A 17004-nucleotide genomic window follows, 5' to 3' on the forward strand; every position below is an offset into this window, starting at 1 on the left:
GTACACCTAAATACTGCGAAATTGCTCTTTGATTTTTATTTGCATATTGGATGGCAAAAATGCCAAATCACTTTTTTGAAAGACCACAATTTTGCCGAAATCAGGCGAATCAGAAATAAAGTATTCTCTACCTGCTTTAAAATTCAATGTATTTTGATCGGCATCCAACAACGTAAAATTTCGTTTTGGTTTAATGATAAGATCACCCGTAAAGGTCAGTTTATTATTAATCAGGTCAATATTTGCCTTGGTATTTCCGCTCAACAATACGTCGTAATGATCTGCTGCGAAAAACTTCGTTTGATCAAACGATTCATTTGCAAAAGAATGCGCATCACGTGTGTCGTATTTAAAATGCAAAAGAGAAATTCCGAACAGAACAACAATCGAAGCCGCTGCAGTGACACGTAGCCAACTTATTTTTTTGGTCTTACCAGTGTCCGTGGACACATTGACCCACATCGTTTGCCCAATTTCCGACGGTGCCGTGTTGGTTTCATCAATACTATCCCAGGAATCATTTTCCAACCATTTTTCAACCAATAACTTTTCATCCTCCGAGCATTGTCCCGCAGTATATTTATGAAGTATATCTTGATTGATTTCCATGTTGTCGTGTGTTTATAACCAAAATTACAAAAAACAAATTAATACTAATTTGTTTTCATCATATTTAGGCTCTTACTGAGCTTTAACTTGATAACAGACAGTGCTTTGCTGATATGATACTCTACAGCTCTTTCGGTAATCAGCAAATTATTCGCTATTTCCTTATTTGTCAGCCCCTCTTCACGGCTCATCCTATACACATTTCGACATTGATTAGGCAGGGACTCAACAACAGTATTCAGTTGATTATATAATTCCTTGTAATGAAAATTATCTTCTTCGTAATAAGGCGTCTTATTTTGCAGTATAACTTGGTGATGTCTCCATCTATTTCCCCTATTTCTCAGATACTCCAACGTCCTTAATTTGACAGAACGCAATAAATACCGTTCGGCGTTCTGCAACTCCAGGTCTTTCCTTCTTTCCCAAAGAGATTTGAAAACATCCTGGACTATCTCTTTGGCATCTTCTTCTTCCTCTACCGTTTTCACGGCAAATGAAAACATGCGCTTCCAATACAAATGGAACAGCAGTTCAAACTGCTTCTTGTCAACCTGTATGCTATCTGTAGACGTTTTCAAAACGCACAAATATAATACTATTTAGACTGATTACAAACAACTGTCTTCTTCAACACTTAGATTACCCAAATTGGGCTGTTTCAGCTGTTGTCGATAACTAGTTGCCGAATTTCACGTTGAGGTTATGTTTTTCTGCATAAGCTTTACCCAATTCCAATACCTCGACATACAGGTTTTCAAACCCTTCTCCATATTTTTCTTCTACATCAAAAGCTAATTGTTCAATGCTTTCCAAATCTTCTTTATTATCGCAACGCGTCGCGATATCCATATATTCTTTTTTATAAACCGGAAGAACGTAGTGGTATAGTGCCAGCGATTTTCCTTTGATGGCTCCAGCATCATCGTCCGGAGGGGTCATATCTTCAATGCGGCTGATCGTCTGCTCTACATACGCAATTTTTGCTTCGACAATTTGTTGTGCTTGATTTTCTTGCTCCTGGCCGGCTGGCACACCTTGATGTGTCACCATGGTAGAGGTCAATGTTCTTGTAAAAGACTCTTGGGCAAAATCGTGTAAAATATTTGTATTTAATACCGTGCGTTGAAAGAACTGGTCTGCGCTCGGTGTATTACATGATGATAGTACAGCGATAACGCTGATAAAGAGTGTGAAAATTATCGTTTTGTGTTTCATGTTATTTATATCGTTTCCATTAAATTTCACAACAAAACTATGATTATTTTGTCTTTTTCATCCCCACTCCCCTAGCAGAATGTAAGTTGTTCAGGATCCTCAGGCAAGTATAATATATCCTGCGTGTCCGCATTGACGGTGTGCAATTCCATAAGGGACACTATTTTCTTAAACGTTACGACATGTTCCTTTCCTTTATCGTCCGTAAATTTCAAGATGTATCTTATCTGCGGCTGTTCATTGATATAGGTGCCGGTCTGTTCGGCACGCTGCACCATAGCCGTTGCTTTCTTACCGAACAGCAACAGCTTTTCTTCCCTGTCCTTGCCGCCACCGAAAAATCTATCTAGTAAAAAGGGCAGGTTAAACAAAAGGAGCCCCATAAATGGGGTCATCAACCATGGGTGCCATAAGGATAAGAAGCGCCAACCGTGCCCGTTACTAAAGGTCGCGTAGTGCCAAACGAATGTTCCTAACATATACGCAATGACAAAAAGGCAAGCAAAGACCCCTGTCTTCCAAGAGAAACGGGTCTGCGTATCGGCGAGGATAATCGCGGGCACCTGAAATGTGCGGCTGAGGCATAAATCTACCGTACGCCCAGTTTCATACCGTTTCAAATGTGGTTTCGTGTCAACGAATTGAAAAACCTTATTTACCGGCGTTCCTTCCAGATTTTGAAAACTTACAGCAATCTCCATCATCTCCGTATCCTCCTGTTGCTTTTTCAGCAAAATCACTTTATCCTGTACCGTCCCCTGTACCCGCTTTCCATCTTCAAGCAACCGATGAATATTCCGTTGCGTTTTAAGCGGCTGTACGATTGTACGCGCGTAAATCTTGTAGATAAATATACACCAAGCAATTATACCTATACAGAACGATATGGTAGCCCATATAGGCGACCAGAGAAAGCCGCCCGAAAAACTAAAGAATAGTGGAAAAACAAAAACAAAAAAAGCACTATAAAAAAACCAAAACTTTGCCCCCATATTTTATTGATTATTGTTTTTTGAACGCCATTTGTTTTCCATCTTTATCGGCCGTGAAGGCATAATCTGCGCGGCTGCCTGCAATTCGTGCATTCCAATTCCATTTCGGGACGTTGAAGCTAAAATATATACTACCGGGTATTTCAGCACCTTCTACTTCCGTCGCCTTTTCGACGACCTGTCGGTAAACACGATGTGCCGTACTAAATTGTACCGCAGCCAGCGGAATAGGTTCTCGCACGATACGCACACTCGTTTTGACCGGTTCCTTCTTCTCCCATGCATCCGTTTCTGCATTATAATAATACCAGTCGATGTTCTCCGGCGTGTCTGGATCAAGCACCTGTAACCGTATGCGGTCTGTATCAAAGTAAATATGCGGCGGATAGATGGACAAGGGCTTTCCGGGAAACATGGCCTGCAGCTTTTCCTGTAGTTGGTCCAGCTTTGTGGCATCCTCCAATATGTTTACCTGCTCTGCGGTCTCGATAGCTTGTTGCGTTGCGGCTCCTGTCATAGCATGTAAAATACTATCAGCCATGGTATCAACAGTTGTATCGTTTTTGATTTGAAACGTCTCTTTATACGCCGTCGATACAAAATCGCAGGAAGTGAGCGACAATGACAAGCTCCCAGCCAATAATAGGTAGTGTAATTTCATACGTCGTGCTTTCATTCGGTGTAAACTTAATAAAAATTGTATTTATAAATCTAAGCATTCTTCATGGGCAACAGCTATATTTGGCAGTAAATTTGATCGATCCTTTCCAAATAGTTAACAAACAACCTTAAAATATGTCGTTGTATGAACAAACTGCTCAAAAAATTCACGGCGGACGATCACTTTATCATGGCGGATCATCTTACTGATGTCCGCCCAGACATAACGGAGGAAGAGGCTATCGAAGGATTGAAAAAGGTCAGAAAGCAAATCGCAAAAATTCAAGATATCATCTATGCGCACAACAAATATGCCGTGTTGATCTGTTTTCAGGGTATGGATACCGCCGGTAAGGATTCGCTTATCCGGGAGGTCTTCCAAAAATTCAATGCCCGAGGCGTTGTGGTGCACAGCTTTAAAACACCGACTTCCAAAGAACTACAACACGACTACTTATGGCGTCATGTGATTGCCCTGCCGGAAAAAGGTAAATTCGGTGTCTTTAACCGCACCCACTACGAAAATGTGCTCGTAACGCGCGTGCATCCTGAATATATCCTCAACGAGAATATCCCCAGCATAGACACTGTCGAAGATATTCCAAAGGATTTCTGGAAAACACGGTATGATCAGATCAATGCGTTCGAGCAGCACGTCGTAAAAAACGGAATTATTGTCTTCAAATTCTTTCTACATCTCAGCAAGGATGAGCAGAAAAACAGGCTCTTAAGACGACTGGAACAAGAAAAACATAACTGGAAGTTCTCGCCGGGCGACCTGAAAGAGCGCGAGCTGTGGGATCAGTATATGACCTGTTACGAAGAAGCCATACAGCACACCTCCAAGAAGCATGCCCCATGGTATATCATCCCTTCAGACAACAAAGCTATCTCCAGGTATTTGGTGGCGAAGATCATATTGGAAAAACTCAAAAAATACAAAGACATCCAATATCCGGAGATGCCGCCTGAAATCGAACAGCACAAGGCCGCTTACAAGCGGGAGTTGGAAGATAATGGTTGAGACAATACACCTACATTTTATGAAACATGTCTGTATAATTATACTCTGCTATCTTACGATGCGAAGTGGTTTTGCACAAGAGCAACCCTGCGAACAACAGCACATCGGCCGATATGGCCATAATGACGGCGTGTGCCTTTTTGAAGATGGCCAATTTCTGCTTTATGGCTATGCTACAGCCGTATTTGGCCGGTACCAATTTCAAGGCGACGAAATTCTGTTTTATCCTGACAAACGTGATTTATTTGAAGTCTATGGTATCCAAAATCCACAAATCGAGGGGAAGCAGTCCCGCTATCAATTTATGGGGTTTGAAGAAGGAGAAACCTTTGCCCAGTTCGATCAGGATTCTATCTATCGGGTTTTCAATGCGGATGCGAATTGCTTTAACTACCCTTACAGCACAAACCGCACGCAGCCGGTAGAACATATTACCCTGATGAATCAACCCGAAGACTCGGCCATCTTCAAAACATTTCATTTTGCCAACACAGCGACATACAATGATTTTGTACTGGTTTATAACAAGATGGACAGAGCACATCAGGATTTTGTGGGCCGGCTCGAAGGTAACGTGCTCAAACTCTCTAACTATGGCGGCGAGGACGGGTATAAGAAACAAGAAGAAGATACCGAATGGGACGAGATCCTCCAATGGAAGGCACAATACGAAGCGTTGATAGCCTATCAGGAACATTCCTATACGGATGATGAAACACAAATCGAATACCGTAAGGTACTGCTGCAAAAAAGCGAAGATCAACCGTCGACATCGTCGTCCCTTGCCAAGTCTCCGATTTTCTACGCGGTATGTGAAGGCTCCCTGGAACTATGGTCTCCAGATACAGAAAACGTTGTCAATGCCGAAGCACCTTTTCCGACCGATAAACCTGATGGTTTCTATTGGGTGAAGGAAGTGGACCGGGATAACTATGCCAATACACATCTGGAAGATGATGCTGTTCTCTCGTTAAAAGATATCGAAATAGCTAAACATGAGTTTACACCGGATGGCAGACCTGTTGTCACGGTTAACCTTACGGCAGAAGGGAAAGAAAAACTAGCTTCTTTTACGGGAGACCATATCGGTCAGTATATGGCCATTGTCGTTAACAAGACCGTCCTTTCGATACCGCGAATTCAAGAAGAGATTCCTGGAGGAAGTTTGCAGATTTCAGGCAACTTCACGGTAGAGGAAGTGCAGAATATCGCGACGCGTCTGAATAGGGTAAAATAAACAAGGATCAAATCTATAACACATAGTCCTATTTGTATAACGAAGGAGCAAAGGCATAAAACATTCAGGCGATGATTCCATTATTGGTTTATTTCAAAAACTCCTTTAGCGGCGTTATAAAGCGGTCAAAAACCTCGATATGCGGGAGATGCCCTACATTGTCCAGTTCGACCAATTGTGACCCGGTTATCAGCTTTTGCGTTTCTTTTCCAAGAAGCTGATATTGTCCCATCTTGGCAGCAACCTCGGGATCTTTTACATTGTCTTTGCCGATAGCCGTCCTGTCGCGCGTTCCGATAATTAAGAGTGTAGGCACTTTGATATACGGAAACTCGTAGACCACGGGCTGTGTAAAAATCATGTCAGACGTTTGGGCATTGTTCATGGCCACTATCGGGTAATCGGGGTGTTTTGCCCACCCCGTAAGCAGATATACCCATTCATCGTAGTCCGCCTTCCACTGATTATCATAGTAGAACCCTAATTGGTATTTTTTTGTTGTCTCATAATCGGCCTTCAATTCCTTTTGGTAATTGCTATCTATAGAAGTGTAAGGCGCCACCACCTTCCAATCTTCCAATCCGATCGGATTTTCCAGCACTAATTTTTCAACTCTTTCAGGATACATCAGTGCAAACCTTGTGGCCAACATTCCGCCCATCGAATGACCGAGCAGGTATATCTTATCAATATCCAGCTCATCTAAAACGGCTTTCGTGTTCTGCGCCAACTGCTGAAAGGTAAACTGATAACCAACTGGCTTGGACGATTTGCCAAAACCTATCTGATCGGGCACGATGACGCGGTATCCTTCTTTGGTAAGTGCCTCTATGGTGGTTTTCCAATAGGCGCCGTTGAAGTTCTTGCCGTGCAGCAGTACGACCGTCTTGCTGTTTGGGTTCTTCGCAGCGACATCCATATAGGCCATTTTCAAATGCTGATTTTGATTATTCATATCTACGTAGTGCACTTCAAAAGGATATTCATAATTGGTCAACATAATATCCAGCACAGGACGGCCTGTCTGCGAAAAGGCAGTCTGGAAAATCGCGAAAAATAAGATCAAAAAGGTATGTTGTTTCATAATATCGTTTTTTTGACTGAACGTATTTTAATAACAGCTCTTTACCGGAGAAGTTTGTCAGCATCCAATATTATCTTATCGTTAGTTAAACGACTTGCGAAAAGCCCTGCGCAGAAAAGGCGTGCTGATTATCGGGAGCGGAAATACCGTTCATAACTTAAGACAAGTAGCCTGGTCCAGGCTTAGCGAAGTAGGCTTTGGCTATGATTGGGCACAAGTTGCCAATGAAAAAATCAAACAGCTTATTCTGGACGGCAGCCACCAAGATCTGATCGCGTACGACAAACTAGGCAGCGCATTTCAGCTCGCGATCCCCACCCCCGAGCATTACATCCCTTTGATGTATACCTTAGGCCTTCAAGAAAAAGATGAAGTCCCTACCCTGTTCAACGATGTCCTTATTGGCGGTTCGCTAAATATGCTTTCGGTCAAGCTTGACAAAGCGTAAGGAGATTAAAAAAGATGCATTACGATCATCATACCCGCTGGTTTTTACGTCTACGGTTTTTGATGATCATCAATCGAATAATGCGGTAACCGTACGTGATCAATGCCGAAATGCGCCTTCGAAATGACGGCAAACTTACGAAATATTATGATTTTTTCGTCAGGCGAACCCTGTCGCGATGACTCTCGATAATTTCCATTACCATTTCAAAATATGTCTGCCCGGTCCCTTCTTCCAAGTGCTTCAGTTTTTCCTTAACAAAATCCTGATTGTACGGGCTGCCCGCACCCAGTTTTGCCTCATAATACGCCTTGGTGGCTTCTATGCCCAAAGCTCTTTCCGAAACCGCAATATATTTCCAGACAATTTCCAACAGATCGTAATCCTTCCACTTGCCATATCCCCCATATAATACATCATCAAGTGCGTCCAAGCTTTCTCCCAATTGCCAATCTTCTTCCTGCATCAATTGTTCATTGATTTGTTTATAGAACGAAGGAATGGAGGTGATGGTAGACCCGTCCAGATAAATTGTCAATATCGTCTTATTGTTGTTAGTATTCATTTCTATCTACTTATCGATAAACTTACGAAATATTTACACATCAGGCTCCTCACAATATTACATTCGCATAAGCAGTAGACTATCGCTTGACCAAGAAAAAATTATCAGCTGCCGATAAGACAGTCACATAAGGCCAAACCCTCAAAAAGGAATAATTTAGTCAAGCCGCATTATACATTGACAAAAATTTTCTACTTTTGAGGAATTAACTTAATATGAAATTAAAATACCTAATTATTAGCCTAGCGTTATTGTTTTTCGGTGGCTGTAAAAAAGAAAGTAATGATCCTTCTATCGATGCAAAACCGATAGCATTAGAAACCTTGGCGCCAGAAGTTGCCACTGGAGAGAATATCATGCTGTCGGGCCGGATCCTATTTCTTAACGGGGAAAAAGTTCTTGACCACGGTTTTTACTTAAAATTTCGAACGTTTGAAGGCGATACCGTATCGCGAGAATATCGGATGGGTAACCGAGTCGATCCTGGTAAAGTAAACTATCGAGTTCCGGATATCAGTGAAATTCTAAATCCATATTACCAGTACACCTTTTATTTCTATGTAAAAACAGACAAACAGCTATATAGAGGTGCCGACGTAACATTCGGTATCTCCAACCCGAACTTCGGTTACCACCGCGGGCTTTACGCTACCATAGGTGAGGACGTTATTTTGATGGGAAATTATAAAGACCTTGCAGCATCGCATGGGCTATATGTCGGATGGGACGGATTAACGGAAATCCCATTTACACTCAAGAATAACAAACAAACTTTAACGTTTAAGATGCCTGGTGGGTTTTCGCACGGCCAGGAGATAAACTTTGTCTTGCGCGACAAAGACAACCAGCACAACCTAGTAGCATCTTTAGCGTCTATCAAGGTACTTGCTACCTTAACTCCTCCTGCCAATTATGAATATTTCTTTTCGGACAGGCTTCAATTGTCCGGTCCTGGCGCACCGCGCGGCGGCGCAGACAATCTCTGGATTATTATAGGAGATAAAAAGGTACGATACTATAACCCCCTTGCGCTAAACGACCTGCTCAGCGATGCCAGTGGAACAAGTTTTCAACTCGGTTATTCCAATGGGCGCGATACGTATATATTTCCAGAAAAGCTTAAATTGAAGCAACCAGCCGCCGACGCCTTCGGATTTTCGCATCGCCATGTGCACCCGAAGGGGATTACTATAGGTGCCGGCCTCGAACTGAATAACTATGGTTCCATTTACAACACATCTTTTAGCCTCGGGGGTAAGCCAGCATCCTTTAGCAATCATTGGACAGGTGTTATTTCCGTGGGTATCGGTGACGTTCCAGATGGAACATACCCACTTGTCGTAAAAGGACCTATATTAAACTATACCAGTAAAAAAACGATCAAAGTAGAAAGCTTAAAAATCAGTTCGGTAAGTCCTCAGAAGGCATACTATCTTGATCCGGTGATGCTACGTGGAAATTTTGTGGATGGCAACACCTACTTTGTCAAAATTGATGGTGAATATCGACAAACTAGCCGAGCAAACAATGGGCAGATTACTTTTGAGCTACCAGCCGTAACCGGAAACGCCCCTATCGAAGTGGGTTACAACCACTCTAGTGATAGCGAAGTAATCGTACAGACAGGCTTGACGATCGATGCGCCACCAAGCACTTTTGAGGACTTTACCCCAAAGTCAGGCCCACCGGGGACTGTCGTCACACTCAAAGGCAGAGGTTTAGGCGCAGGAAGAATATTTTTCGGTGATCAAAACATATATCCCTTCGAATACGGATCTACGCAAGTCAAGGTAGAAATTCCGCGGATCATGACCAAAGGAAAAAAACGCTTAAGCGTATTCTTTAAAACCGGTTGGCTCACGACCTCTTCCTATTTTGAAGTCAAATAATCCATCAGATAGAAATTAGCTTTATGAATTGTCTTTATATTTCCATTCGTTGCTCTCTAAAGTTGATCGCTTTGCATATTTTGTTTATTGCGATGCTGCTAGTTGGTGGTTGCAGCAAGGAAGAGTCAGAAACACCTTCCGGATCTACAGAAATTACTTTGGAAACATTTTCGGCTGAAAATGTAAGTTCCTTACGTGTTACCTTTAAAGGCGAAATCAAAGAACTCAACAATGAAAAGATTCTAGACCACGGTTTTGTATTCATTCGCGACTATACTCCGGCAAGCCCAGGAAAAGAAATAGAACTGAGCCTTGGCGCCGAAGTAAGCGCCAATAAGCCCATCATCTACACCTATCAGCCAGACGTTCCTTTCGACTTTGAAGATATCCATGCTTTTTACTTCTATGTAAAAACCATAAAAGGATTTTACAAAGGGCCACATAAAACTTTCGAGATCGATGGGTTGGTCGTTGAGCAGCAAAACGCACTACAAGCTACTCTAGGTGAAACGATTGCGTTAAAGGGAGATTTTTCAGGATTACATAGCGCCTATCAACTTACTTTGGTCGACGACTATAAAATACATGCGCTTTCCTATACAGTAAGCGATGATAAAGAATCCCTATCTTTCGTACTCCCCCTATCTCTGGAGTCTGTACACGGTAGCACCGTTCAGATAGGCTACGAAAAATTTAAACCCTACTATGGCACCATAAGTAAAACGCTGGCCAATGTTCGTATTCTGGGGAGCATTCACCCTCCAACGAAAAAAAATTATAATCCCAACGAGCCACTATTGTTGACGGGCAGCGCGCTACCTTATTCTTGGACAGACGATCAAAGCCTGCAAGTACTAGTCGGTGACGCGAGTATACCGTATCAACGTGAAATTAAACTCGGAGACATTCCGGGGTTGAAAGGGCATCGATTTCGGCTAGGATTTAAAAATGGAAGAGATTCCATTATATTTCCGGAGCCGATTGAATTAAACCAGCCAAATCCTTCCCTGCTTCAGTTTAATCGTTACATCATCCACCCCTTTTCAAGTTTTAGAACGAATGACTATAACTTTTACTCCTATTTCCAGGGCAATGGAAAATATTACTTAGGCGAAACTCTATTAGAACGCGGTCCTACCAATGGTATGTCGTATTCCTTCCATGTGGGTGATATTCCAGCTGGTAAGCATTACTTTTCAGCGGTCAACGATCTGTTTACACTAACTTCTGCTAAACCGATAGAAGTGCGAAATCTTGTATGGAATACGACAGACAAAAACAAAGGACATCTAGGAGAACAAGTCATTTTACAAGGAACTTTCATAGAAGGGTTCGAATACCAAGTAAATTTAGAGGGCGAGATCATAGGCAGTTTTTTCGGAAAAAACAACGAATTACCTATTGAATTATCGCCTTCGTTTATCGGAAAAAAACAAATGAAAATAGGATATTACGTCGGACAAGGTACAACGCTTCATTCACTTGAAAAGAGTGTCTTGATAGAGACACTGCCTTTCCAAATAGATCTAATGACACCGTTGCAGGGATACCCAGGAGATGTTGTGACACTTGAAGGAAAAGGTATTGGGTATATCAATCATATTCTGGTGGGCGATAAGGTCGTGTATCCCCTATTTGTGAATATCAACAAAGTCCAATTTCCTGCACCAGATATTCCGAGTAAAGGCAAGGTGCGTGTCACGCTGGATATGCTGAATGAGCTTTACCCCGTAGAAGCTTTGTTTGAAATATTATAATTAGCCTGCTATCTTAATGAAAAATATACTTTTAACCGTTCCTTTTCTTTTATTATTGATCTGCTGTAAAAAAGTAGAGGAGGTACACATCGCCCACCAGCCGATCCTGCTGGAGACTACTCCAATATCCGACGTCACCACAAATGCAGTTACCTTGAATGGTAAGATTAATCAGCGTAACCATGAGAAAATAATAGATGTCGGTTTTCTTCTGTACGAAATATCAGAGCGCCCTACTACACCGAAAGAGATCAGTGTGGGTTCAAAAACCTTTGAAGCAGGCAGCATAGCATATACCTACACATCCGAAATACCATTCCAACCCATGGCATCATACGCATATCTATTCTATGTCCGAACAGAAAGCGGCTTTTATAAAGGTGAATCGGTACATTTTCAAATAGACGACTTCCGTGTTGAGACACTAGAAAAACAGAAAGCGACCTTAGGATCAACCATCCATATCCAGGGAGACTTTACGTCTTTGGAAGATGGTTTCAAAGTCTTCACTGATCAAACCAACTTGGCATTCACACTGAGCGAAGATAAACATACTTTATACCTAAAGCTACCGGAACAAGGTTACATCCATGGCAACGTGGTAGAGATTGCGCTTCAATGGCAATCAAAAAACCGGACTTATCCCTATACACGATCTTTGGGAAGCGTAGAAATCGTAGCTACACTGGATCCGCTCGACAAGATTGCATATGGTCTAAGCGATCCTATACGTCTAACCGGGAAAGGGCTACCAACATATGCCTATCAAAACTTTTACCTGTTGGTCGATGGCGAGGCTGTGCCCTACTCCAACCCATTTTACATCCGAAACGTGGACATATTGCGAGGCTCGTCTTTCCGGCTCGGGTACTATAATGGGGTAGATAGTATTTACTTTGATGATCCAATAACGTTAATACCTCCAACTGCAGATTTGGCGAAGTTCAATGCCCGTCAAGTTCATCCAGGAGATGTACTAACCGTCAACGGCTTAGATAGATACCGTTATTTCAACAATAAGATTGAAGGGTTGGCGTTGGGTCAGTATCCTGTCGAGATTGCTTACCAAAACTACGAAGTCCTGTATATATCAGTGGGCGACACACCTGAAGGTGTATATCCTTTAGTTGTGCAAAGTCCCTATTACACTTACACCAGTACAGAAAAAATCGAGGTGAAAAAATTTTATTGGGACAAAGCTAATGTAAATAAAGTTTACTACGATGACGTCGTTACGCTTCGTGGCAGTTTTATCGCGTCCCGCAGCTATCGCGTACAGTTCAACGGTAGTTCGCAACACATTTTTTACTACCCAGCCAAAAATGGAGAACTCCAGATGAAGGTACCTCTCCTGCCTCCCGGCAATTACACTTTTAAAGTGGATTACTACGATGATTTCAATTCGCACGTTGTTATAGGCACAGAACAGGACATAGAAGTTTTGCATCCTATTATTGAGGATTTCTCGCCAAGATACGGATATCCTGGAGATCTTATTACCGTAAAAGGCAAAGGTCTGGCGCAGGCAAGTCACCTTTCGGTTGACGGAAAATGGGTGTATGCGATGCATTTGGACAATGGTGACGTCCAATTTATGGTTCCCGGCTTTTTGCCCGCAGGAAAAGTCGCCATCAGCGCCGAATTCTCTAATTTCAAAACTACTGCAGACCAATTATTAGAAATTAAATAACAAACATGAAGACGCTAAAAGCTGTTAAATTTTTCATTGTGTTGGCTTTATGTACACTGATCGGTGCATACTCCTGTAAGAAAGAAGAAAAGCTTATCCACGATTCTAAACCTATTGAAATCAAAACCTTACCCGTATCCAACCTAAGTTCGGTAAACGCCACTTTAAGTGCCGAAATAGTACATCTGAACGACGAAGATATCAGAGAATATGGTTTCATATTCTATATCAATCCCCATGACAGTATTATCTTCCGCATGGATACGAAGGCAAAACCAGGCTTATTCACGTTTGACTATCGGCCCACTACACCCTTCAAGATCAAAGGATATTATGGTTATCGTGCTTATTTAAAGACAGATCATGGCGAATACAGCGGAACTTCGATGGCTTTCGCCCTGAACACGCTCGGTTTAAACAATTACGGAACGTTACAGGCAACACTTGGCGAGGAAATCGTGCTACACGGTGATTTCGCCCAAATCGAAGAAGACCATCAACTCTGGTTAGGCTATCCTATTCAAAATACGGTTCCCTTTCAGATTGATGCTGATCAGAAGACATTAACTTTAAAAATGCCCCTTACTATCCAGAACAATTATAATCCCGTCCCGTTACAGCTACAACAACGAGGACAGCTGATCCATCATTTTGCATCCATTATGGTACTGCCCACACTCAACCCACCAGCAGCAGGACCGCATTATTATTCCGATCCAATTAGGCTCACCGCGGTGGGGCTGCCAGAATACATACAAACCAATTTTCGGGTAATCATTGGTGATAAATTTCTTCCTTACCAATCGACCTACCACCCGTATGAATTAGGTATCAGCGGAGATGCTTACCGTATCGGCTATTATAACGGACGCGATACTGTAATTTTTGACCAGCCGTGGCAATTGATACATCCTGATACCGAGGCTATTGATTTTTTTCCAAAAATTGTGCATCCCAAAACCGTCATCACTGCCGGTGGTATTAATTTTTATAAACACTACGTTTATAATTTTAGCGAAACAACTATAGGTAACATCGCTACCTTCGCTTCCGCGGGCGACAATAGTTTCGAACGTGAAATATACGTCCCCGATTTACCTTCCGGTCAATACGATATAACAATGAAAACCCCTATGTATCAACCGCAGACCCTTAAGCAAAAAATAACAGTCACCGAACTAAAAATAACCGATGTCGATTTGGGTGAAGGATATTTTAATGACCCAATCGTTATTAAAGGGAACTTTCTTCCCGAGCAAGATTACGTTGTGCGGATTGGCGAACGGGAAGCCTTTAAGGGAAAAGCTTTAGATGGCGAGTTACGTTCTGAGCTTCCCTTTATGGAGCTGGGCAATTTCACCGTGTTTATAGGCTATCTCAGTCAGCAAATGGATATGTATATTGCGAACAAGGACCACACTATCCAAATGAAAGGAGGTACTATCGATAGTTTCTATCCTAAAAAAGGTTATCCCGGAGATATCATTACGATCAAGGGCAAAGGCCTACGATCGAGTCATTTCGGTTTCTCTATAGGAACTTCAGGAGCAAATATCGTTTCCAGAAAAGACGGAGAAGCAAAAATCATGGTGCCTAATACCGATAGGAAAGGTCCGCACCGGCTAAGCATGGGCGCATTTAACGATTGGATTTTTTCCGACGAATACTTCGAAGTGCTTTAGTATATTCCTCTTTGCTTGCCGATAAAAACTTCGGCAAGCAACTATTTTTTCAAAAAAGAGGGATCATTCCCACCATGCCAACATGGTGCCCCGTTTTTCTGGCACCCCACGCTCTTGCGGGCAGAAACTGATCATCCCTTTACTTTCGTAAAGTAACACACCCGCTTCGCGTATAGCAGCAAATACCGCCGACCTACCTTTGCGGTAACATACGGTCGTTGTGATGCGTCTGTCTGCCGGCAAACAGGTATAATCTTTTACCCGAAAGCCGTACCAGAAGCTCATCTGTGCTACAAACTCCCGCAGGGGAACATCCTTATATTTCCGTACCGCTTTCGTCCATACCAATATAGCGTCTATATTTGTAATAGCTTCATACCGCAACGTATCATTAACACCGCCATCTTGCGATTTAGCATAGGAAATGATTGAACCCTGCGCACCATAACACCCCAACACAACGGTGTCAGCGCGGCGTTTAGAATGTAGGCTTAGCTCCCCCCTTAAGGTCGCGGCTCTGGTAAGATCATCTAAACTTAACAGCGCAAAATCTCCATAATACGATTTTACAAAACCATTGCTCGTACCAATCAGCAACGTCTTCGCTTTGCTTTTATCCGGCCGTTCTATATAGGCCTCCCCCAGTATTTTAATCTGTTCCCCTTTTTGCTTATACGGCATATATTGCAATGTAGACTGCGCGTTTAGCCGTATACGTGTACCATCCAACAACTCGACCATGGCTTGTTGCTGGGCATCGGTTGTCAGCATTATATCCTCTTCCGGTCCGATAGCTTTGTTTCCGTCATCACACCCTTGTAGCCGAAACACGCCTTTTCCCGTCTTGAAAACCCGAACACCTGCTGTACGGAGCAACTCCCCCTGCTTTTCACTTGGTACCTTCATCGCCTCTACGCCTCCCCACGATAAAGACACGACCGATTCGGTAAGGGGAACCTCCACATCGGCAGTAAACCCAGCACATGGCCCATGTAGAAAATCCGGTAGCTGTTCACGCGTTGCATACCAATAGAAAAGGATGGACAGTATCGGGAACAAAACGGCAGCCCCCCATCCTATTTTACGCCAAAGTGACTGCCCGCTTCGACTACGCTTTTCCGCCTTTCGGATGATCGCCTTAAAATCCGGCTTCCAGCCATCCAAGGGCGTTTGCCCCAACTCGTCGTCCTCCATATTTAAGAGTACCTCGGCAATCATCTCCTGTATTTCTTCGTGTGTATAGATCAACCGGCACGCATCAAGCTCACCTGCCTCCCGTGGGGTAAGAACACCCATTATCTGCCTCCGGATCAGTTTCTTCACATATTTCTTTTTGTAGATCATCTGATTATTGCCTAAATCTTGTTAAACAAACATGGAAAGCATGTGCTTTAACATGCGCATTACCTTCTTCTTCGCCCGAACAATGGTATTTTTAACCGTCTGTTCGGCTACATTGAATTTTTGCATTACCTCTTGATTGCTTAGCTCGTCCAACCTGGATGCTTTAAAAATTTCCCGTTCTCTTTCCGGTAATTTGTCTAAGGCTTCGTTTATCATCTCTTCCAGTTCCTTCGCTCTAAGCTGTCGGTCAGCATGGTCGTCTCCCGCCATTTCCAGGTATTTATCTTCCAGTTCTACGTGGTTGTGTTTACCTTCCTTTCTTAAAAGATATAATGCCTGCTTTTCAGCCACACGTTGCATCCAGAAGTATGGCTTGTCGTACACGGCAACCTCATTCCTTTTCTCCCAAAGAATGGCCAGCGTCTCCGATATAACCGTTTGTATAAAGTCCTTGTCCTGCTGGCAATAAACAAACAGATATTTACCCAGCCTCCTGCTATAACGGTCGTAGATGGCCGCAATAGCCTTCTCCGGCTGTACGAGCAGTAAGCGGAAGTATGTCGTGTCGTTATCTGGGTTACTTTTCCCCATGCCTTCATTTTTAGAAACAATTTCTACACAAAATTATTTAACTGACAATCAGTTAATTATAAAACACATTGCTCTCCAGTAGGTACGAAGCCCACTGTTTTGCAAGTCATATATAGAAAGCAATAAGAATGTTTTAATTAGTTAAACCAAAGGTAAAGTAAAAGCCAGAGAAAAACAAGAAAAAATATAAATAAAATATTGATTAACAAATAGT

At 42.6% G+C, this 17004-nt stretch carries 16 protein-coding genes; 7 read left to right on the forward strand and 9 right to left on the reverse strand.

Annotation, left to right across the window (positions count from 1 at the left end):
- Positions 1-6: 6 nt before the first annotated feature.
- From H8B21_RS10330 to H8B21_RS10350, 5 genes are all read right to left on the reverse strand, one after another.
- Entirely contained in the window at positions 7-609 is a 603-nt protein-coding gene (locus H8B21_RS10330) for a hypothetical protein (protein ID WP_190313667.1), read from the reverse strand.
- Between the two features lie 44 nt (positions 610-653).
- Positions 654-1190, reverse strand: coding sequence for an RNA polymerase sigma-70 factor (locus H8B21_RS10335; RefSeq protein WP_223814957.1), 537 nt, complete (start codon positions 1188-1190; stop codon positions 654-656).
- Positions 1191-1287: 97 nt separating this feature from the next.
- The gene (locus H8B21_RS10340) at positions 1288-1827 is read right to left on the reverse strand and encodes a hypothetical protein (protein WP_190313668.1); all 540 of its coding nucleotides are present in this window, start codon (positions 1825-1827) and stop codon (positions 1288-1290) included.
- 71 nt (positions 1828-1898) lie between these two features.
- A complete protein-coding gene (locus H8B21_RS10345; RefSeq protein WP_190313669.1) occupies positions 1899-2819 on the reverse strand; it encodes a hypothetical protein in 921 nt (306 codons plus the stop codon).
- A 10-nt stretch (positions 2820-2829) separates the two neighbouring features.
- Positions 2830-3480, reverse strand: coding sequence for a hypothetical protein (locus H8B21_RS10350; RefSeq protein ID WP_190313670.1), 651 nt, complete (start codon positions 3478-3480; stop codon positions 2830-2832).
- A gap of 144 nt (positions 3481-3624) precedes the next feature.
- Between H8B21_RS10350 and H8B21_RS10355 the strand changes: the two genes are divergently transcribed.
- Both H8B21_RS10355 and H8B21_RS10360 read left to right on the forward strand, forming a co-directional pair.
- Positions 3625-4503 carry a PPK2 family polyphosphate kinase gene (locus tag H8B21_RS10355; RefSeq protein ID WP_190313671.1) on the forward strand — a complete coding sequence of 293 codons (879 nt, stop codon included), beginning with the start codon at positions 3625-3627 and terminating at the stop codon, positions 4501-4503.
- A 19-nt stretch (positions 4504-4522) separates the two neighbouring features.
- A complete protein-coding gene (locus H8B21_RS10360) occupies positions 4523-5740 on the forward strand; it encodes a SecDF P1 head subdomain-containing protein (protein WP_190313672.1) in 1218 nt (405 codons plus the stop codon).
- Between the two features lie 88 nt (positions 5741-5828).
- On the opposite strand, the gene H8B21_RS10365 is transcribed toward H8B21_RS10360, so the two are convergent.
- Positions 5829-6824 carry an alpha/beta fold hydrolase gene (locus H8B21_RS10365; protein ID WP_190313673.1) on the reverse strand — a complete coding sequence of 332 codons (996 nt, stop codon included), beginning with the start codon at positions 6822-6824 and terminating at the stop codon, positions 5829-5831.
- Positions 6825-6918: 94 nt separating this feature from the next.
- Here H8B21_RS10365 and H8B21_RS10370 point away from each other — a divergent pair, with 94 nt between their 5' ends.
- Complete coding sequence (locus H8B21_RS10370; protein WP_190313674.1) at positions 6919-7272, forward strand: dioxygenase family protein; 354 nt, start codon at positions 6919-6921, stop codon at positions 7270-7272.
- 145 nt (positions 7273-7417) lie between these two features.
- Here H8B21_RS10370 and H8B21_RS10375 read toward each other — a convergent pair whose 3' ends face one another.
- Positions 7418-7837, reverse strand: a complete 420-nt coding sequence (locus H8B21_RS10375) for a barstar family protein (protein ID WP_190313675.1) — start codon at positions 7835-7837, stop codon at positions 7418-7420.
- 215 nt (positions 7838-8052) lie between these two features.
- On the opposite strand from H8B21_RS10375, the gene H8B21_RS10380 reads away from it, so the two are divergent.
- Genes H8B21_RS10380 through H8B21_RS10395 form a run of 4 tightly spaced genes read left to right on the forward strand, consistent with a single transcriptional unit; the run spans position 8053 to position 14855 of the window.
- Positions 8053-9726, forward strand: a complete 1674-nt coding sequence (locus H8B21_RS10380; RefSeq protein ID WP_190313676.1) for an IPT/TIG domain-containing protein — start codon at positions 8053-8055, stop codon at positions 9724-9726.
- Between the two features lie 23 nt (positions 9727-9749).
- The gene (locus tag H8B21_RS10385; protein WP_190313677.1) at positions 9750-11483 is read left to right on the forward strand and encodes a hypothetical protein; all 1734 of its coding nucleotides are present in this window, start codon (positions 9750-9752) and stop codon (positions 11481-11483) included.
- A 16-nt stretch (positions 11484-11499) separates the two neighbouring features.
- Positions 11500-13173, forward strand: a complete 1674-nt coding sequence (locus tag H8B21_RS10390; RefSeq protein ID WP_190313678.1) for a hypothetical protein — start codon at positions 11500-11502, stop codon at positions 13171-13173.
- A 5-nt stretch (positions 13174-13178) separates the two neighbouring features.
- On the forward strand, positions 13179-14855 hold the full coding sequence (locus H8B21_RS10395) for an IPT/TIG domain-containing protein (RefSeq protein ID WP_190313679.1): 1677 nt from the start codon (positions 13179-13181) through the stop codon (positions 14853-14855).
- Between the two features lie 63 nt (positions 14856-14918).
- Here H8B21_RS10395 and H8B21_RS10400 read toward each other — a convergent pair whose 3' ends face one another.
- Both H8B21_RS10400 and H8B21_RS10405 read right to left on the reverse strand, forming a co-directional pair.
- Positions 14919-16199, reverse strand: a complete 1281-nt coding sequence (locus tag H8B21_RS10400) for a FecR domain-containing protein (RefSeq protein ID WP_223814958.1) — start codon at positions 16197-16199, stop codon at positions 14919-14921.
- Positions 16200-16220: 21 nt separating this feature from the next.
- Positions 16221-16790 carry an RNA polymerase sigma factor gene (locus tag H8B21_RS10405; RefSeq protein WP_190313681.1) on the reverse strand — a complete coding sequence of 190 codons (570 nt, stop codon included), beginning with the start codon at positions 16788-16790 and terminating at the stop codon, positions 16221-16223.
- Positions 16791-17004 lie beyond the last annotated feature (214 nt).

It is taken from the genome of Sphingobacterium chuzhouense (assembly GCF_014692525.1).
Classification (GTDB): Bacteria; Bacteroidota; Bacteroidia; order Sphingobacteriales; family Sphingobacteriaceae; genus Sphingobacterium; species Sphingobacterium chuzhouense.

Coding starts and splice junctions, on each gene's coding strand:
- H8B21_RS10390 (WP_190313678.1), top strand. CDS start 11,500: ATGAAAAATATACTTTTAACCGTTCCTTTTCTTTTATTATTGATCTGC.
- H8B21_RS10380 (WP_190313676.1), top strand. CDS start 8,053: ATGAAATTAAAATACCTAATTATTAGCCTAGCGTTATTGTTTTTCGGT.
- H8B21_RS10400 (WP_223814958.1), bottom strand. CDS start 16,199: ATGATCTACAAAAAGAAATATGTGAAGAAACTGATCCGGAGGCAGATA.
- H8B21_RS10360 (WP_190313672.1), top strand. CDS start 4,523: ATGAAACATGTCTGTATAATTATACTCTGCTATCTTACGATGCGAAGT.
- H8B21_RS10350 (WP_190313670.1), bottom strand. CDS start 3,480: ATGAAATTACACTACCTATTATTGGCTGGGAGCTTGTCATTGTCGCTC.
- H8B21_RS10340 (WP_190313668.1), bottom strand. CDS start 1,827: ATGAAACACAAAACGATAATTTTCACACTCTTTATCAGCGTTATCGCT.
- H8B21_RS10405 (WP_190313681.1), bottom strand. CDS start 16,790: ATGGGGAAAAGTAACCCAGATAACGACACGACATACTTCCGCTTACTG.
- H8B21_RS10345 (WP_190313669.1), bottom strand. CDS start 2,819: ATGGGGGCAAAGTTTTGGTTTTTTTATAGTGCTTTTTTTGTTTTTGTT.
- H8B21_RS10330 (WP_190313667.1), bottom strand. CDS start 609: ATGGAAATCAATCAAGATATACTTCATAAATATACTGCGGGACAATGC.
- H8B21_RS10395 (WP_190313679.1), top strand. CDS start 13,179: ATGAAGACGCTAAAAGCTGTTAAATTTTTCATTGTGTTGGCTTTATGT.
- H8B21_RS10385 (WP_190313677.1), top strand. CDS start 9,750: ATGAATTGTCTTTATATTTCCATTCGTTGCTCTCTAAAGTTGATCGCT.
- H8B21_RS10355 (WP_190313671.1), top strand. CDS start 3,625: ATGAACAAACTGCTCAAAAAATTCACGGCGGACGATCACTTTATCATG.
- H8B21_RS10365 (WP_190313673.1), bottom strand. CDS start 6,824: ATGAAACAACATACCTTTTTGATCTTATTTTTCGCGATTTTCCAGACT.
- H8B21_RS10375 (WP_190313675.1), bottom strand. CDS start 7,837: ATGAATACTAACAACAATAAGACGATATTGACAATTTATCTGGACGGG.